The organism is Pseudomonas sessilinigenes, assembly GCF_003850565.1.
GTDB lineage: Bacteria > Pseudomonadota > Gammaproteobacteria > Pseudomonadales > Pseudomonadaceae > Aquipseudomonas > Aquipseudomonas sessilinigenes.
In genome coordinates this window covers 4,866,259-4,883,333 of sequence record NZ_CP027706.1, presented here as the reverse complement: position 1 = coordinate 4,883,333, position 17,075 = coordinate 4,866,259, and the positions used below count along the sequence as shown (strand labels likewise).

At 62.5% G+C, this 17,075-nt stretch carries 13 protein-coding genes and 1 pseudogene; 7 read left to right on the top strand and 7 right to left on the bottom strand.

What is annotated here, in order from left to right; genetic code table 11:
* Window positions 1–2 precede the first annotated feature (2 nt).
* The 4 genes from cyoB to hmpA form a co-directional block, all read right to left on the bottom strand.
* Window positions 3–2,021 (bottom strand): cytochrome o ubiquinol oxidase subunit I, encoded by a 2,019-nt coding sequence (gene cyoB, locus C4K39_RS22720; protein WP_124347459.1) that lies wholly within the window; start codon window positions 2,019–2,021, stop codon window positions 3–5.
* Window positions 2,022–2,024: 3 nt separating this feature from the next.
* Window positions 2,025–2,969, bottom strand: a complete 945-nt coding sequence (gene cyoA, locus C4K39_RS22715) for a ubiquinol oxidase subunit II (RefSeq protein ID WP_068588654.1) — start codon at window positions 2,967–2,969, stop codon at window positions 2,025–2,027.
* A gap of 791 nt (window positions 2,970–3,760) precedes the next feature.
* Window positions 3,761–4,270, bottom strand: coding sequence for a disulfide bond formation protein B (locus tag C4K39_RS22705; RefSeq protein WP_068588650.1), 510 nt, complete (start codon window positions 4,268–4,270; stop codon window positions 3,761–3,763).
* 499 nt (window positions 4,271–4,769) lie between these two features.
* On the bottom strand, window positions 4,770–5,951 hold the full coding sequence (gene hmpA / locus C4K39_RS22700; RefSeq protein WP_068588643.1) for an NO-inducible flavohemoprotein: 1,182 nt from the start codon (window positions 5,949–5,951) through the stop codon (window positions 4,770–4,772).
* A gap of 154 nt (window positions 5,952–6,105) precedes the next feature.
* On the opposite strand from hmpA, the gene norR reads away from it, so the two are divergent.
* From norR to C4K39_RS22675, 5 genes are all read left to right on the top strand, one after another.
* Window positions 6,106–7,662: a nitric oxide reductase transcriptional regulator NorR gene (gene norR, locus C4K39_RS22695; RefSeq protein WP_124347458.1), complete on the top strand. Its 1,557-nt coding sequence runs from the start codon at window positions 6,106–6,108 to the stop codon at window positions 7,660–7,662.
* A 171-nt stretch (window positions 7,663–7,833) separates the two neighbouring features.
* A complete protein-coding gene (locus C4K39_RS22690) occupies window positions 7,834–8,736 on the top strand; it encodes a chemotaxis protein CheV (RefSeq protein WP_068588639.1) in 903 nt (300 codons plus the stop codon).
* Window positions 8,737–8,739: 3 nt separating this feature from the next.
* Window positions 8,740–9,219, top strand: coding sequence for a GNAT family N-acetyltransferase (locus C4K39_RS22685; RefSeq protein ID WP_124347457.1), 480 nt, complete (start codon window positions 8,740–8,742; stop codon window positions 9,217–9,219).
* Between the two features lie 195 nt (window positions 9,220–9,414).
* The gene (locus C4K39_RS22680) at window positions 9,415–9,741 is read left to right on the top strand and encodes a hypothetical protein (RefSeq protein ID WP_068588633.1); all 327 of its coding nucleotides are present in this window, start codon (window positions 9,415–9,417) and stop codon (window positions 9,739–9,741) included.
* A 91-nt stretch (window positions 9,742–9,832) separates the two neighbouring features.
* The gene (locus C4K39_RS22675; RefSeq protein WP_068605546.1) at window positions 9,833–10,582 is read left to right on the top strand and encodes a YkgJ family cysteine cluster protein; all 750 of its coding nucleotides are present in this window, start codon (window positions 9,833–9,835) and stop codon (window positions 10,580–10,582) included.
* Between the two features lie 30 nt (window positions 10,583–10,612).
* Here C4K39_RS22675 and C4K39_RS22670 read toward each other — a convergent pair whose 3' ends face one another.
* The 3 genes and pseudogenes from C4K39_RS22670 to C4K39_RS22665 form a co-directional block, all read right to left on the bottom strand.
* A complete protein-coding gene (locus tag C4K39_RS22670; RefSeq protein WP_416220698.1) occupies window positions 10,613–11,668 on the bottom strand; it encodes a methyl-accepting chemotaxis protein in 1,056 nt (351 codons plus the stop codon).
* A gap of 246 nt (window positions 11,669–11,914) precedes the next feature.
* Window positions 11,915–12,196: pseudogene (locus tag C4K39_RS32305) on the bottom strand (PAS domain-containing protein); the annotation flags it as partial.
* 157 nt (window positions 12,197–12,353) lie between these two features.
* Complete coding sequence (locus tag C4K39_RS22665; RefSeq protein ID WP_068578873.1) at window positions 12,354–12,599, bottom strand: hypothetical protein; 246 nt, start codon at window positions 12,597–12,599, stop codon at window positions 12,354–12,356.
* Between the two features lie 222 nt (window positions 12,600–12,821).
* Between C4K39_RS22665 and C4K39_RS22660 the strand changes: the two genes are divergently transcribed.
* Complete coding sequence (locus C4K39_RS22660; RefSeq protein WP_124347456.1) at window positions 12,822–13,982, top strand: efflux RND transporter periplasmic adaptor subunit; 1,161 nt, start codon at window positions 12,822–12,824, stop codon at window positions 13,980–13,982.
* Window positions 13,979–17,074, top strand: a complete 3,096-nt coding sequence (locus C4K39_RS22655; RefSeq protein WP_124347455.1) for a multidrug efflux RND transporter permease subunit — start codon at window positions 13,979–13,981, stop codon at window positions 17,072–17,074. Before C4K39_RS22660 ends, C4K39_RS22655 begins: the two co-directional genes overlap by 4 nt.
* Window position 17,075 lies beyond the last annotated feature (1 nt).

Sequence of the window (17,075 nt, the reverse complement as noted above, 5' to 3'; positions counted from 1 at the left end):
GATTAAGCCTGTTCCAACGAGGTTTCAACACGGGTAGCCGGGATCTTCTTCTCCGATACCAGACGCTTGTGCTGCTCGGCTTCGATGCGCTCGATCGTCTCGACCGGCACCATGTAGCCTTGATCATCACGGGCAGCGTGGATCGCGAAATAGATCACGGTGCCGGCCAGGCTCGCGATGGCCATCCACCAGATGTGCCAGATCATGGCGAAACCGAACACGGTCAGCAGAGCCCCCATGACCAAACCGGTAGCGGTGTTGTTGGGCATGTGGATCGGCTGGTAGCGGCCAGGCTGCTCGTAGGCAGTGCCGTTTTCCTTGACTTCGGTGAACGGATCGATACCTTCGGCTTTCGGCAGTACCGCGAAGTTGTAGAACGGAGGTGGCGACGAGGTCGACCATTCCAGGGTGTGGGCATTCCACGGGTCGCCCGATACACACATGTTCTGCTTGCGATCACGCACGCTGACGTACAGCTGGATCAACTGGCAGGCGATACCCACAGCGATCAAGACTGCACCCACCATGGCGACGTACAGGTACGGCACCCACTCTGGGTTGGTGGTGGCGTTCAGACGACGGGTCATGCCCATGAAGCCCAGTGCATAGAGCGGCATGAACGCGACGAAGAAGCCCGAGATCCAGAACCAGAAGGCAGCCTTGCCCCAACCTTCATGCAGCTTGAAGCCGAAGGCTTTCGGGAAGTAGAAGCCGAAGCCGGCGATGTAACCGAATACCGCACCGCCGATGATCACGTTGTGGAAGTGCGCGATCACGAACAGGCTGTTGTGCAGAACGAAGTCGGCACCCGGGATGGCCAGCAGTACGCCGGTCATGCCGCCGATGGCGAAGGTCACCATGAAGCCCAGGGTCCACAGAACCTGGCTGGTGATGCGCAAGCGGCCGTGGTAGATGGTGAACAGCCAGTTGAACAGCTTCACCCCCGTCGGGATCGAAATCAGCATCGTCGCCAGACCGAAGAAGGCGTTGACGCTGGCACCCGAACCCATGGTGAAGAAGTGGTGCAGCCAGACCATGAAGCCCAGGATCGAGATCGCGCCGGAAGCGTAGATCATCGAATGGTGGCCGAACAGGCGCTTGCCGGAGAAGGTCGAGATGACTTCGGAGAAGATACCGAACGCCGGCAGGATCAGGATGTACACCTCGGGGTGACCCCAGGCCCAGAACAGGTTCACGTACATCATTGGATTGCCACCAAGTTCATTGGTGAAAATGTGGAAATCCATGTAGCGGTCAAGCGTCAGCAGCGCCAGGGTAGCGGTCAGGATCGGGAACGAAGCCACGATCAGCACGTTGGCCCAGGTGCAGGTCCAGGTGAAGATCGGCATGTCCATGATCTTCATGCCCGGGGTACGCATCTTCAGTACGGTGGCCAGGAAGTTGACCCCCGTCAGCGTTGTCCCTAGACCTGAAAGCTGTAGCGCCCAGATGTAGTAGTCCATACCCACGCCAGGACTGTATTGCAGGCCCGACAGCGGCGGATAGGCAACCCAGCCGGTCTTGGCGAATTCGCCAACACCCAGGGACAGGTTGATCAGCACGACGCCGGAAACCAGCAGCCAGAAGCTCAGGGAGTTGAGGAATGGATAGGCCACGTCGCGAGCGCCGATCTGCAGCGGCACGACGAGGTTCATCAGGCCGGTGAAGAATGGCATCGCCATGAAGATGATCATGATCACACCGTGGGCGGTGAAGATCTGGTCATAGTGTTCAGGTGGCAGGTAACCAGGCGAACCCTCGGTGGCCAGGGCCAGCTGGGAACGCATCATGATGGCGTCGGCAAAACCACGCAGCAGCATGACCATGGCGACGATGATGTACATCACGCCGATTTTCTTGTGGTCGACCGAAGTCAGCCACTCGGACCACAGGTAGGTCCATTTCTTGAAATAGGTGATACCCGCGACGACCGCCAGACCACCCAGCGCGATCATGGCAATGGTGACCATGACAATCGGCTCGTGGAACGGTATCGCGTCCAGACTTAATTTACCAAACATCGTTTACTCCTCTGCCCCGGCAGCTGAATGCGAGCTCATGTCCATTCCCTGCGAAGTGGCCACTTCTTTCTCTTTCTTCTCGTGCTTGAGCGGCTTGCCTGGAGTCATACCTTCATACTTGTCGACGATGGTCTGGAACAGGTTTGGCGCGTACGAGGAGTAGAGCTCCACAGGGTTGTTCTGGCTTGGCTTGGAAAGGGCCGCGTATTCAGCTGTGTCCAGCTGTTTAGGTGCCTTCTTGACTTCGTTTACCCAGGCGTCGAACTCTTCCTGGCTGGTTGCGATCGCTTTGAACTTCATGCCGGTGAAACCCGCGCCGCTGTAGTTGGCGGAGATACCTTCAAGTTCGGTGTTCTGGTTGGCAATCAGGTGCAGCTTGGTGGTCATGCCCGCCATCGCGTAGATCTGGCCGCCCAGGCCCGGGATGAAGAACGAGTTCATCACGGTGTCGGAGGTCACGCGGAAGTTGACCGGGGTATGGGCCGGGAACACGATCTTGTTGACGGTGGCGATCCCTTGATCGGGATAGATGAACAGCCACTTCCAGTCCATCGCGACCACTTCGATGGTCACCGGCTTGACGTCGGACTCCAGTGGACGATACGGGTCCAGGGCGTGGGTCGACTTGTAGGTCACATAGCCCAGGGCAATGATGATCATGATCGGCACGGCCCATACGGCCACTTCGATCTTGGTGGAGTGGGACCACTTCGGTGCGTAGGTCGCGTCCTTGTTGGAAGCGCGATATTTCCAGGCGAAGGCGAAGGTCATGATAATGACCGGTACCACCACCAGCAGCATCAGAATGGTTGCAGTGATGATCAGGTTTCGTTCATCCAGACCAACCTGACCCTTGGGATCAAGCAAGGTCCATTTGCAGCCTCCCAGCATCAACATGCTGAGCAGCGGCAATAAGCCTAGTAATCTGGGGTACCTGTTTTTACTCATCTCACGACCTCTAAAGCAGCTTGCGCAATGCAGTTGGGTTTTGATCGCCAACACTTCACCCTGCCAAGGGTTGGCATTTTTCTTCAATTGAATAAGGGCCTGCCCGTTGCGTGAAACGCTCAACGACACATCCCGGGCTAGCAGTGGTTCTTATTCGATCTCGTGGTCAAAGGCCTTGTTACAGACCAATTCCATTTGGTGCGGAAGTTAGGAAGGCGCCGACACCTGCAGTCGCATGGAGCGCTCAATCCACTCCTCGACCATCCTCGTGTGCTCAGGGGTGAGCAGCGTCGGAAATTCAGTGCGGGCGATTGTAGATATGTCGCGTTTTATAAACCATGTCTTATCCCGAAATAATTTTTATCGCTGACCGCAACAATCCCACATGATTGTTACGAAGCCGCCGAATCATATCGATTTTCATTCGCAACAAAAACCCCAAAAAAGCCCCTCATGCCCCCCTACTCCGGGGGCCTTAAAAACCGCTGAAAGCCGCCATCCATATGCCTCAGCCCTTATAAAACGGGGTCTGTGAAGAATTGTATAGATAGCAGGCTATGGTTTTTTGCGGTCCTGTCGACGTGCACAAACTGACAGGCACAGATTGAACCAGTCAGGTAATTTGCAGTCTCTTGAAACCATTCCCCCGCCCCTCTGCGACAGCGGCAGTGTGACAACATGTCGCACTTTTGTTGCACCCACGCTTGTCACAAATCACCACCTTGCCGGTCACCTCGTGTCCGACAAAAAAGCCCCGGCCCCTGTGGAGGGGCCGGGGCTTTTCGAAGGGATCAGTAGCTTTGCTTGCGGTTGCGCACCACGCCCAGCGGCACCAGGATCACCGTCAGCACGAACGCCAGCAACGCCCACTGGGCCAGGGACAAGCCCAGGATCGGCGGGTACGGCGTGGAGCAGAAACCATCGACCTGGAAGCCCAGGGGAAAGATGCTCGCCAGCGGCAGACTATCGACGATCGGCTGCAGCACATCGATGCCGCAACTCACCGCCGGGTAGAACTGGGTATACACATGGTGCCCGGCCACTCCGGCGCCGGCGATGGCGCAGATGACCACCAGGGTCTCCATGATGGTGACCCCCCGCCGCGAGCTGAGGGCCGCGCCGATGAAGGCGAAGATCGCGATCAGCAACAAGGCATAGCGTTGCAGGATACACAGCGGGCAAGGCGCCTCGCCCAATACCACCTGCATGTACAGGGCACCGCCGATCAGTGCCAGGCAGATAACCCCCAGCAGCACCAGGAAGCGCCGTTCACGTCCCAAACGCAGTCTGTCGTCACTCATCCCTATTCCTTTTTCTGTGTGTTGCAGCGGCCCGCCCGCCTCTAATCGCGGCGGCGCGCTGTGAAATTGCCAAATGGCCGGTTCGCCGTCGCAGTGCCCGGAAGTCTACACGCTGAACATGACCTTTGAATGCACGGCTTGCCCGCTGCAAGCCAAGGCCTGCCGGGCGAGCGACGGAATCGAACGGATCGCCCAGGCCATCGCGTCCCGGACGATATCGCAGGAAATTAACGACAGGCAGGTTAAGTCGGGATTAACGCGCCAGCCACCCTTTCAAGGTTGGCCAATGGCTGGGGAAATTGCCGATGCCCCAAGGCTCCTGGAGAACAGGAGCAGGTAGGCGGGTAATGCTGTAGGAGCGAGTCTTGCCCGCGATGGACTTCAGAGCGCTGGGTTTATCCAGTGAACACGCACTAGCGTTAACCACCATCGCGAGCAAGCCTCGCTCCTACAGGGAATCACCTTCCTTGACTGATCGGCATTACGGCAGGTGGGAGGGTTACTCCAGGGCCGCGGCCGGGCCGAAGAACTCGTAGCGGCTCTGCTGCTCAGGAATGCCCAGGGCCTTCAGGTGGCGCTTGATCGCGGCCATGAAGCCCTTGGGCCCGAGGAAGTAGGCATCCAGATCGCGCTGCTCGGGCAGCCACTGTGCCAGTTGGTCCTGGGTCAACAGGCCCAGGGTGTCGGCCGCCGGGCTGACGCCATCATCCTCGGCATAGCAATAGAAGCGCTTGAGCTGTGGATAACGCGCGGCCAGGGCATCGACCCACTGGCGGAAGGCATGCACCTGGCCATTGCGGGCGCAGTGGATAAAGTGCACCGGGCGCTCGGTGGCCAGGGCTGCCTCCAGCATCGGCAGGGTCGGGGTGATGCCGACGCCCCCACTGATCAGCACCAACGGCTTGTCGCTGGCCTGGAGGGTGAACTCCCCGGCAGGCGGGAACAGCATGATGCTACTGCCCACCGGGCATTGGTCATGCAGGTAGTTGGAAGCCACGCCACCGGCCTCGCGCTTGACGCTGATGCGGTACTGGCCCTGGTCGGACAACGCCGACAGCGAGTAATTGCGGCGAATTTCCTGGCCATCGATGAACAGCTGCAGGCCGATGTACTGGCCCGGCTCGGCGGCGAGGATCGCCCCCTGGTCTGCCGGCTCGAAATACAAAGAGGTGATTTCCGCACTCTCCTGCACCTTGCGCACCAGCTTGAACTCCCGGGCCCCACGCCAGCCACCCGGCGCCTGGGCTTTCTGGTCATAAATGGCACCCTCGGCGCCAATCAGGATATCCGCCAGTTGGTTGTAGGCTGCTGCCCAGGCGTCGATCACCTCCTGGGTGGCGATCTCGCTGCCCAGCACTTCCGAGATCGCCCGCAACAGGCAGGTCCCGACGATCGGGTAGTGCTCGGGCAAGATCTGCAAGGCAACGTGCTTGTTGATGATCTTGGCGACCAGGTCTCCCAGTTGGTCGAGCTGGTCGATGTGCCGGGCGTACATCAGCACGCCATTGGCCAGGGCCCGGGGCTGGTCGCCGCTGGCCTGGTGGGCTTGGTTGAACAGCGGGCGGACTTCTGGATACTCCGAGAGCATCATCCGGTAGAAATGGGTGATCAGGGCCTCACCACCGCTTTCCAGCAGCGGGACGGTGGATTTGATGATGGCGCGATCTTGGACGCTTAGCATGGGACAACTCCTGGACTTATGACTGCTTGCAGGTTTCCCTTGTCCAATCAGTATTCGTGCCAAGATAAAAATTCTTTAAATTCAATATCTTATGAACATAGTAGTCATAAAGACTTCAATAGATTTATAGTCGCATCGACTACAAGGAGTCACTATGACTGCAAAAGCCCTGCTCACCACCCTGCTACCCCTGGTCACCGACCTGTCACGGGAATTGCCGGAAGGCGAACGCTATCGACGCCTGCTGGAGGCCCTGCGCGTGCTCTTGCCTTGCGATGCCGCCGCACTGTTGCGCCTGGATGGCGAGTGGCTGGTACCGCTAGCCGTCGACGGCCTGAGCACCGACACCCTGGGCCGGCGCTTCAAGGTCAGCGAGCACCCACGCTTCGCCGCGTTGCTGGGCAGCCCGGGGCCAACCCGCTTCGCCAGCGACAGCCAGCTACCCGACCCTTACGATGGCTTGGTGGAAGGGCTCGATGAGCACCTGGAAATCCACGACTGCATGGGCTGCCCACTGTTCGTCGACGAACGCCCATGGGGCCTGCTGACCCTCGATGCACTGGACCCGCAACGCTTCGAACCCATCGAACTGGATGCCCTGCAGGCCTTCGCCAGCCTGGCTGCGGCCACGGTCAGCGCCGCCGAACGCATCGAGCGCCTGGCCCTGCGCGCCGAGAACGAGCACCAGCGCGCAGAGGTCTATCGCCAGGCCAGCGGCCAACACCGGGAAATGATCGGCCAGAGCAAGGCCCACAAGCACCTGATGGAAGAAATCGCCCTGGTGGGCAGCAGCGACCTGACGGTGCTGATCACCGGTGAAACCGGGGTTGGCAAGGAGTTGGTGGCCCAGGCTATCCATGCCGCCTCGCTGCGCGCCGAGCAGCCGCTGATCAGCCTCAATTGCGCGGCACTGCCCGACACCCTGGTGGAAAGCGAGCTGTTCGGCCATGTCCGGGGGGCGTTCACCGGGGCCACCCAGGATCGCCGGGGCAAGTTCGAACTGGCCAATGGCGGCACCCTGTTCCTCGATGAAGTGGGTGAGTTGTCACTGACCGTACAGGCCAAGCTGCTGCGCGTGCTGCAAAGCGGCCAGTTGCAGCGCCTGGGCTCGGACAAGGAGCATCGGGTGGATGTGCGCCTGATCGCCGCCACCAACCGCGACTTGGCACAAGAGGTACGCAACGGTCGCTATCGTGCCGACTTCTACCACCGCCTCAGCGTGTACCCGCTACGGGTACCATCCCTGCGCGAGCGAGGACGCGACGTCTTGCTGCTCAGCGGCTACTTCCTGGAACAGAACCGCTCACGCATGGGCCTGGGCAGCCTGCGCCTCAACGCCGAGGCCCAGGCAGCCTTGCTGGCCTACAACTGGCCGGGCAACGTCCGCGAACTGGAGCACCTGATCGGCCGCAGCGCCCTCAAGGCCCTGGGCAACTGCCGTGAGCGACCGCGGATTCTCAGCCTGGACGCCCAGGACCTGGACCTGCCCCTGGCCAACGAAAGAGCGGCCATTTCCCCTGACCTCGTCTGCGAAGCATTGCCTGCGCCAGCCCCCCATGGCGACCTGCGCCTGGCTACCGAGCACTACCAGCGCCAACTGATCGAAACCTGCCTTGAACGACACCAGCACAACTGGGCCGCGGCTGCCCGTGAGCTAGGCTTGGACAGGGCCAACCTCAACCGCCTGGCCAAACGCCTGGGCCTGAAATGACTCCCGGCCCAGGTCATCGCTGGGCCGGCAGCACAGGCACGTACAGGCCGTGACACTGACTCAAGTGAGCGGGCAATCCGACTAAAGCCTGCCCTGAAAGCGTCGATAACCCGTTATCAATGGTTGTCCGTGGTTCGAACCACGCGCCAATTTTTCAAGAAGAAGGTTTTTATGTCCTCCAACAAAGCCCGCGCAGATTCGCTTTCGCTTCTGCTGTTTACCTTGCGCAGCGGCAAGCTGATGGCAATCAACCTGCTTAAAGTCAGTGAAATCATTCCCTGCCCGCCGCTGACCAAGCTGCCGGAATCCCACCCCCATGTGAAAGGCATCGCCACCCTGCGCGGCAACTCGTTGTCGGTGATCGATCTCAGCCGGGCCATCGGCGAGCGTCCCCTGGCTGATCCGGATGCCGGTTGCCTGATCGTCACCGACGTCAGCCGTTCCAAGCAGGGCCTGCATGTGCAGGCCGTGAGCAAGATCGTGCATTGCCTGACTACCGATATTCGTCCACCGCCCTACGGCTCGGGCGGCGTCAGGTCCTACATCACCGGCGTAACCCAGGTCGACGGGACCCTGGTCCAGGTGCTGGATATCGAGAAAGTGATCCACGGCATCGCCCCGACCCAGATCGAAATGGCCCCCACCGAGCTGAGCATGGAAGACGCCGAGGTCCTGGGCAACGCGCGCATCCTGGTGGTGGACGACAGCCAGGTGGCGCTGCAGCAGTCGGTGCACACACTGCGCAACCTCGGTCTGCAATGCCACACCGCCCGCAGCGCCAAGGAAGCCATCGACTGCCTGCTGGAACTGCAAGGCACGGCCAACGAGATCAACCTGATCGTCTCGGATATCGAAATGTCCGAGATGGACGGCTACGCCCTGACCCGGACCCTGCGCGAGACCCCGGATTTCGCCCACCTGTATGTGCTGCTGCACACCTCCCTGGACAGCGCGATGAACAGTGAGAAAGCGCGCCAGGCCGGGGCCAATGCGGTGCTGACCAAGTTCTCCTCGCCGGAGCTGACCCGTTGCCTGATCGATGCAGCCAAGGCGATCGCCGCCCAGGGAGGTTGAGTCTTGGAGGAACGCTACTGCCTGTTGATGCGCCGTGACCTGACCGGCCCGCAACTCGCCCCCCAATGGCCGGCCGGGGTCAGCCTGCAGTCCTACAGCCTGGAACTGGCGCCCCAGGTGCATCACTTGATGCAATTGGGCTACCTGGATGGTGGCGGTCGCGTCCCGGACCTCGATACCTGGCGCAAGGCCTTCGAGACCGATGCCGAATACGATCCCGATCTGTGCCTGGTGCTCCTGGAGGCCGGGCACGTGATAGGCGTTGCCCAGTGCTGGACCAGCGCCTACCTCAAGGACCTGGTGGTGCATGCCGACGCCCGTGGCCGAGGCCTGGGCCGGGCCCTGCTGCAACAGGTGTTCGTGATGTTCGCCGAACGCCGGGAAGAGCGGCTCGATCTCAAGGTGCTGGAAGACAACCTGCGCGCCCGCCGCCTGTACGACAGTGCCGGCATGCAAGTGGTCCGCCGCGAACGGGGGCCATAGGCAAACTTGCGCCAACACGCCCGGCCTGTAGCCGCTGCCAGGCCTGCGAAACTGCGACAGGACCCGCGCCCCTCAGCGATTCCCTCCTCTTCCGTGCGCGCGACAGCGGCCACATGAAGCACAATCCTGCGGCGGCAGCGAACGACAGGCCGTCGCCGGGGTCCACCTGGGTATCACGCCTTGAGATCTCGCCCCATGAACCACAAGACCCTGGCCCTGCTTTGCCTCGGCGCCATTTGCGGCACAGCCCATGCTTCCAGCGACCAGGCCTGGGCCGAGCTGGAGCAGGCCATGCAGCGCGCCTGCATCCAGGCCAGCGGCTTGAAAAACCCCAAGCCGCTGGGCAACAGTGCGCAGTTCGACGACCAGGTCGGCTATAGCGCCCTCTTGCTCCAGGGCCAGTATCCACAGAAGCACATGCAGGGTCGCAGCGGCATCGAGCTATGCCTGTACCACCGGTCAAGCCGCAAGGCGGTGGTCAGTGAGTGGGACGCCATCCGCCCGGCGCTCAAGGCCCGCTGACTGGCGCATAACTTGCTTCGCCAGGGGTTTCCACGGCGTCGGGCAACAGAAAAACGACGCGCCCTATCGATCCACTCTGGTTGCTCGTGCCATGAACACTCGGTTTTCCTGCGTAGGCTGTGGCAAGTGCTGCCACGACCACCATGTCCCCCTGACTCTCACCGAAGCCCGCGCCTGGGCGGCCGATGGCGGCCAGGTGATCGTGCTGGTGGAGGCCTTCCTGGGCAATGGCCTGGGTTTGCCGGAGCAACAGCGAGAACATGCCCAGCGCCGTTCCTGTCGTGTGCCCAGCGGCACCACCGATGCCTATGTAGCGATCACCTTCGCGGCCTATAACGTCGGCCCCTGCCGGAATCTTGACGAAGACCAACTGTGCCGCATCTATGAACGTCGGCCGTTGGTGTGCCGTATCTACCCCATGGAGATCAACCCACACATTCCTCTGGCCCCCACGGCCAAGGATTGCCCGCCGGAATCCTGGGAACAGGGCCCGCAGTTGATCCTCGGCGGGCAACTGGTGGATGAGGAACTGGCCGGGCTGATCCAGCGCTCGCGCCAGGCCGACCGTGATGACATCCAGCTCAAGCAGGCCATTTGCGCCCGCCTGGGCATTCGTACCACGGCGCTCAAGGGCGATGGTTTTACCGCCTACCTGCCGGACATGGGCGCCCTGGCCAATGCCATCGACCAGCTCCAGGCCGAGCCCTCGGCACAGGCGGAACAAGCCTGGCGCTTCCACCTGTCCGGCGAGCAAGTGGCCACACAGGTGGCGGCCAGCGGTGCCCAGGTGGTCAGCGACACGCCCCTGGACTACGCCTTCATCCCGCTGCGGGCAGCCTGACGTCTGCGACTTCGAGCACCGGCGCGGGCTTCAACCGCGCTTGTGCCAGAACTCCAGCGCCAACTGCCGCAAATCTCCCGCCAACCCGGCCACATCCCCGGAATTGACGTGGCTGAGCTGGCCGGCGTTGACCGTGGCTTCGCAGGCACTGCGAATGCCGATGATGTTGCGGTTGATGTCCTCGCTCACCGCGCTCTGCTCTTCCACCGCCGCGGCAATCTGCAGGCTCATCTCGGTGATCTGGTTCACCCGCTGGCTGATGCCGTCCAGGGCCACCGCCGCACGCTGGGCCTGATCGACGCTGCTCTCCACATGCTGGCTGCTGTGCTGCATGGCCTCCACAGCATTGCGCGCGCCGTTTTGCAGGGTGCTGATCATGCGCTGGATCTCGTTGGTGGAGTCCTGGGTGCGCTGGGCCAGACCGCGCACTTCGTCGGCCACCACGGCAAAACCACGGCCCTGCTCCCCGGCTCGCGCGGCCTCGATCGCCGCATTCAGGGCCAGCAGGTTGGTCTGCTCGGCGATGCTGCGGATGACCTCCAGCACCCCGGAGATATCCGTACTGTGGCTTTCCAACTGATGGATGACCTCGGTGGCTCGCTCCAGCTCGCTGGCCAGGCGCAACACCGCGCTGCGGCTTTCCCCCACCAACTGGTGGCCTTCACGGGTTTCGCTCTCAGCCTGGTCGGCAGCCACCGAAGCCTGCTGGGCATGGGTCGCCACCTCCGCCACGCTGGCCGCCATCTGGTGGATGGCCGCCGCCACCTGGTCGGTTTCCGCCTGCTGCTCCAGGGTGCTGTTGTGGCTGCTGTGCAGGTGCTCCACCAGTTCCGCCGCATGCCCGGCCAGGCGCTGGGAAGCATCGCCGATCCTCCCCACCACTGCGCCCACTTGGGCCTCGAGCATCTGCAGGGCGAACTCGATACGCCCGAACTCATCGGCGCGCCCGGTATAGATGCCCTGGCTCAAGGGGTTGTCGCCAATCTGCCGGGCCCGTTCGGTGAGCCGCTGCAGCGGCCGCAACTGCCAACCAATGCCGGTAGCCCCCAGGCAGCAGCCCAGGGCAACGGCCACTCCCTGGTACATCCACGATTGCGGCAACAACCACACCGAGACCCCGAAAGTGCCGATGAAGCTGGCGCTGATCCAGGCCCACAGACGCAGGCGCAGGCTCATCACCGGCAGCAGGTTCCACCAGGACGGGCCTGGGGTGTTCAGGCGCCGATAAGCCCGCTCCGCGGCCTCCACCTGCTGCGTACTGGGCTTGGTCCGTACCGATTGATACTCCACCGCCTGGCCATCGCGGGTGACCGGCGTCACGTAGGCGCTGACCCAATAATGATCACCGTTCTTGCAACGGTTCTTCACCATGCCCATCCAGGAGCGGCCACGCTTGAGGGTTCGCCACATATGGGCAAAGGCCGCCGACGGCATGTCCGGATGACGCAACAGGTGATGGGGAGAGCCCAACAATTCTTCACGGCTGTAACCACTGATCTTGATGAAATCAGGGTTGGCGTAGGTGATCGCGCTGGTCAGATCGGTGGTCGAGAGGATGTTCGCATCAGGGGCAAAGTCCACGTTTCGCCCAGTAACCGGAAGGTTGATCTTCATGGATAGCGCGCTCGTAATTGTTGGGTGGAGTCAGCAGGGCTGCTGACTCTAAGCGCACTGAAAGCACAAATACTGATCCAGCTCAGGTTTAAAGCAATTAGCCATCATCGTGCTTGAAAAGCATAAATCGCTGCTTTATCCGCGATTGTCGGCGATCTCAGCGTTTTCCCATGGAGCGTCGAGTGCCCGGAGGCGCTACACCGGGGGTCTTGGCGTGATAGTCGCCACCACCACCCTGATACCCGGTCTGGCGGGCATTCTTGGCTGCCATGAACTGCGATGGCTTGAAAGGAAACTTGAACGCCGGGATCGCAGTCTTGCCGTCGCTGTCGCTGGCGACCGGCTCAGCCGCAGGCTCGGTGTGCGAAGCCTCATGGGGATCGGGCTGTACGGGGGATGTCATGGAAACTCCGGGGAGATAGGGCAGGCAGGCCCAGGAACAGGCCAGGGGAGCGGCAGTATACCTGTGCAGCGCAGCACTTTGAGCGAGCCGCCAGCCCCCATGAAGGACTTTTCTGACAGCGCTGACAGCCAGCCGTCACCGTGCTGACCCGATCACCGGGCTATAACTGTGCACAGATCATGGCCATCCTTCCGACATCATCGCTCCCGGCGCCCTACTCCCATGCCCATTACCAAGAAATCCGTCGTCTGCGCCGTCCTGCTCGTGGCCCTGGCCGCGGGTGCTGCGTGGTTCCTGAACAAGCCGGCGACCACCAGGCTAGCCACTCCCACGGCGATTCCGGTGCGGGTGGTGCAGGTGACCCGCCAGGATGTACCGCGCTACAGCAGCGGTATCGGCTCGGTGTTGTCACTGCACAGCGTGGTCATCCGGCCTCAGGTGGATGGCATTCTCACCAAGTTGCTGGCCAAGGAGGGGCAACTGGTCAAGGCCGGCGACCTGCTGGCCAGCATCGACGACCGTTCGATCCGTGCTGCCCTGGACCAGGCGCGGGCGCAACTGGCGCAGAACCAGGCGCAGCTCCAGGTGGCCCAGGTCAACCTCAAGCGCTACAAGCTGCTGTCGGTGGATGACGGGGTTTCCAAGCAGACCTACGACCAGCAACTGGCCCTGGTCAACCAGCTCAACGCCACGGTCCAGGGCAACCAGGCAGCCATCGATGCTGCCCAGGTCCAACTGTCCTATACGCAGATTCGCTCCCCCGTTTCCGGCCGGGTCGGCATTCGCACCGTGGATGAAGGCAACTTCCTGCGCATGACGGACAGCCAGGGCCTGTTCTCAGTGACCCAGATCGACCCCATCGCCGTGGAGTTCTCCCTGCCCCAGCAAATGCTGCCGACCTTGCAACGCCTGCTCCGGGCCCAGGACCCTGCGGCAGTCAGGGTCTACCAGGGCGCGGACAGCGACAGCCCCGGAGCATTACTGGGCAACGGCCACTTGACCCTGATCGACAACCAGGTCGACAGCGGCACCGGCACCATCCGCGCCAAGGCCGAGTTCGACAATGCCCAGCAGGTGCTCTGGCCCGGGCAACTGGTGACGGTGAAGATCCAGACGGCCCTGGACCAGGGCGCGCTGACCGTGCCACCGACGGTGGTCCAGCGCGGCCTGGAGCAACACTTCGTGTACCGGCTCAAGGGCCAGCAGGTGGAGGCCGTCCCCGTACAAGTGCTGTACCAGGACAGCGGCCTGAACATCATTTCCGGCGTCCAGGCCGGCGACCTGCTGGTCAGTGACGGCCAGTCGCGACTCAAGCCCGGCTCCCAGGTCCAGGTACTGAGCGATCCGCCCCAAGTGGCCCAGGCCGCGGAGTCCAAGCCATGAAGGGCCAAGGCTCGATCTCCGCCTGGTGCATCGATCATCCGGTCGCCACCGTCCTGCTGACCTTTGCCCTGGTATTGCTTGGCCTGATCGCCTTCCCACGGCTGCCGGTGGCGCCACTGCCGGAGGCCGAGTTCCCCACCATCCAGGTTTCCGCCGCCCTGCCCGGGGCCAGCCCGGACACCATGGCCTCCTCGGTGGCCACGCCGCTGGAAGTGCAATTCAGCGCCATTCCCGGCATGACCCAGATGACCTCCAGCAGCGCCCTGGGCACGTCCCTGCTGACCTTGCAGTTCACCCTGGACAAAAGCATCGATACCGCAGCGCAAGAAGTGCAGGCGGCGATCAACACCGCGGCCGGCAAACTGCCCAAGGACATGCCCACCCTGCCTACCTGGAAGAAGGTCAATCCCGCCGACAGCCCGGTGCTTATCCTCAGCATCAGTTCCACACAAATGCCCGGGACCGAACTGAGCGACTACGCCGAGACCTTGCTGGCCCGGCAACTCAGCCAGATCGACGGGGTCGGCCAGATCAACATCACCGGCCAGCAGCGCCCGGCGATCCGGGTCCAGGCCTCGGCGGACAAGCTGGCGGCCATCGGCCTGACCCTGGCCGACATCCGCCTGGCGATCCAGCAGACCAGCCTCAACCTGGCCAAGGGCGCGCTGTACGGCGAGTCGAGCATTTCCACCCTGTCCACCAACGATCAGTTGTTCCATCCCGAGGAATACGGCCAGCTGATCGTTTCCTACAAGAATGGCGCACCGGTACGCCTGCAGGATGTGGCCCGGGTGGTCAACGGCCCGGAAGACGCCTATGTCCAGGCCTGGTCCGGCGACCAGCCCGGGGTCAACCTGGTGATCTCGCGCCAGCCAGGCGCCAATATCGTCGAGACCGTGGACCGTATCCAGGCGGCCCTGCCTGGCCTGGAGGCGATGCTGCCGGCCTCGGTGCAGGTCAAGGTGCTGGTGGACCGCACCCAGACCATCCGCGCCTCGCTGCATGAGGTGGAGATCACCCTGCTGATCGCCGTGCTGCTGGTAGTGGCGGTGATGGCGCTGTTCCTGCGCCAGTGGTCGGCGACCCTGATCGTCTCGGCGGTGCTGGGTGTGTCCCTGACCGCCAGTTGCGCGCTGATGTACGTGATGGGCTTCAGCCTGAACAACCTGACCCTGGTGGCCATCGTCATCGCCGTGGGGTTCGTGGTGGACGATGCCATCGTGGTGGTGGAAAACATCCACCGCCACCTGGAAGCCGGCGACGGCATGCGTGAGGCGGCGATCAAGGGCGCCGGGGAGATCGGCTTTACCGTGGTGTCCATCAGCTTCTCCCTGGTGGCGGCATTCATTCCGTTGCTGTTCATGGGCGGCGTGGTGGGACGGCTGTTCAAGGAGTTCGCCCTGACCGCCACCTCGACCATCATGATCTCGGTGGTGGTCTCGCTGACCCTGGCGCCGACCCTGGCAGCGCTGTTCATGCGCGCTCCGGTACATCCGCCCCATAGCAAGCCGGGCTTCGGCGAGCGCCTGCTGGCCCTGTACGAGCGTGGCCTGCGCAAGGCCCTGGCGCACCAGAAACTGATGCTGGGCATCTTCGGCCTGACCCTGGCCATGGCGATCGCGGGCTACGTCCTGATTCCCAAGGGGTTCTTCCCGGTGCAGGACACCGGTTTCGTCCTTGGTACCACCGAGGCTGCGGCGGATATTTCCTACCCGGACATGGTGAAAAAACACCAGGCCCTGGCCGAAATCGTCGCCGCCGATCCCGCGGTGCAGGCGTTCTCCCATTCGGTGGGGGTATCGGGCAGCAACCAGACCATCGCCAACGGACGGTTCTGGATCTCGCTGAAAAAACGCGGCGAGCGAGACGTCTCCGCCAGCGCCTTCATCGATCGCATCCGCCCGCAATTGATGAAGGTGCCGGGGATCACCCTCTATCTGCGGGCCGGCCAAGACATCAACCTCAGCTCCGGTCCGAGCCGTGCCCAGTACCAGTACGTGCTCAAGAGCAACGACGGTGCGACCCTGAGCACCTGGACCCAGCGCCTGACCGAGAAACTGCGTGGCAACCCGGCCTTTCGCGATATTTCCAACGACCTGCAACTGGGTGGCAGCATCACCCACATAGAGATCGACCGGGTCGCTGCAAGCCGCTTCGGCCTGACGGCCAGCGATGTCGACGAGGCGTTGTACGACGCCTTCGGCCAGCGCCAGATCAACGAATTCCAGACCCAGGTCAACCAGTACAACGTGATCCTCGAACTCGACACCCGGCAACGGGGCAAGGCCGAGAGCCTCAGCTACTTCTATCTGCGCTCGCCGCTGACCGGGGAAATGGTCCCACTCTCGGCCCTGGCGCGCTTCGATCCACCCACCGTGGGGCCGTTGTCGATCGCCCACGACGGCATGTTCCCGGCGGCCAACCTGTCGTTCAACCTGGCCCCCGGCGTGGCCCTGGGCGACGCGGTGATCCTGCTGGACCAGGCCAAGAGCCAGATCGGCATGCCAGCCTCCATCAGCGGCAACTTCCAGGGGGCAGCCCAGGCGTTCCAGAGCTCCCTGGCCAGCCAGCCCTACCTGATCCTCGCCGCGCTGGTGGCGGTCTACATCATCCTCGGGGTGCTGTACGAAAGCTTCGTGCATCCTTTGACCATCATTTCCACCCTGCCCTCGGCGGGCCTGGGCGCCTTGCTGATGCTCTGGCTGTGTGGCCAGGACTTCTCGATCATGGCGCTGATCGGCCTGGTACTGCTGATCGGCATCGTCAAGAAAAACGGCATCCTGATGATCGACTTCGCCCTCGAAGCCCAGCGCCAAGGCGGCCTGGCGCCTCAGGAAGCGATCTACCAGGCCTGCCTCACCCGCTTCCGCCCCATCATCATGACCACCCTGGCCGCCCTGCTCGGCGCCTTGCCCCTGATGCTCGGCTATGGCACTGGCGCCGAACTGCGCCAGCCCCTGGGCATCGCCGTGGTCGGCGGCCTGCTGGTGAGCCAGGCGCTGACGCTGTTCACCACGCCGGTCATATACTTGTGGCTCGAGCGGCTGTTCCACCGGCCCCGGCCGGCCCTGTTGCCGGCAACCAATACCTGAG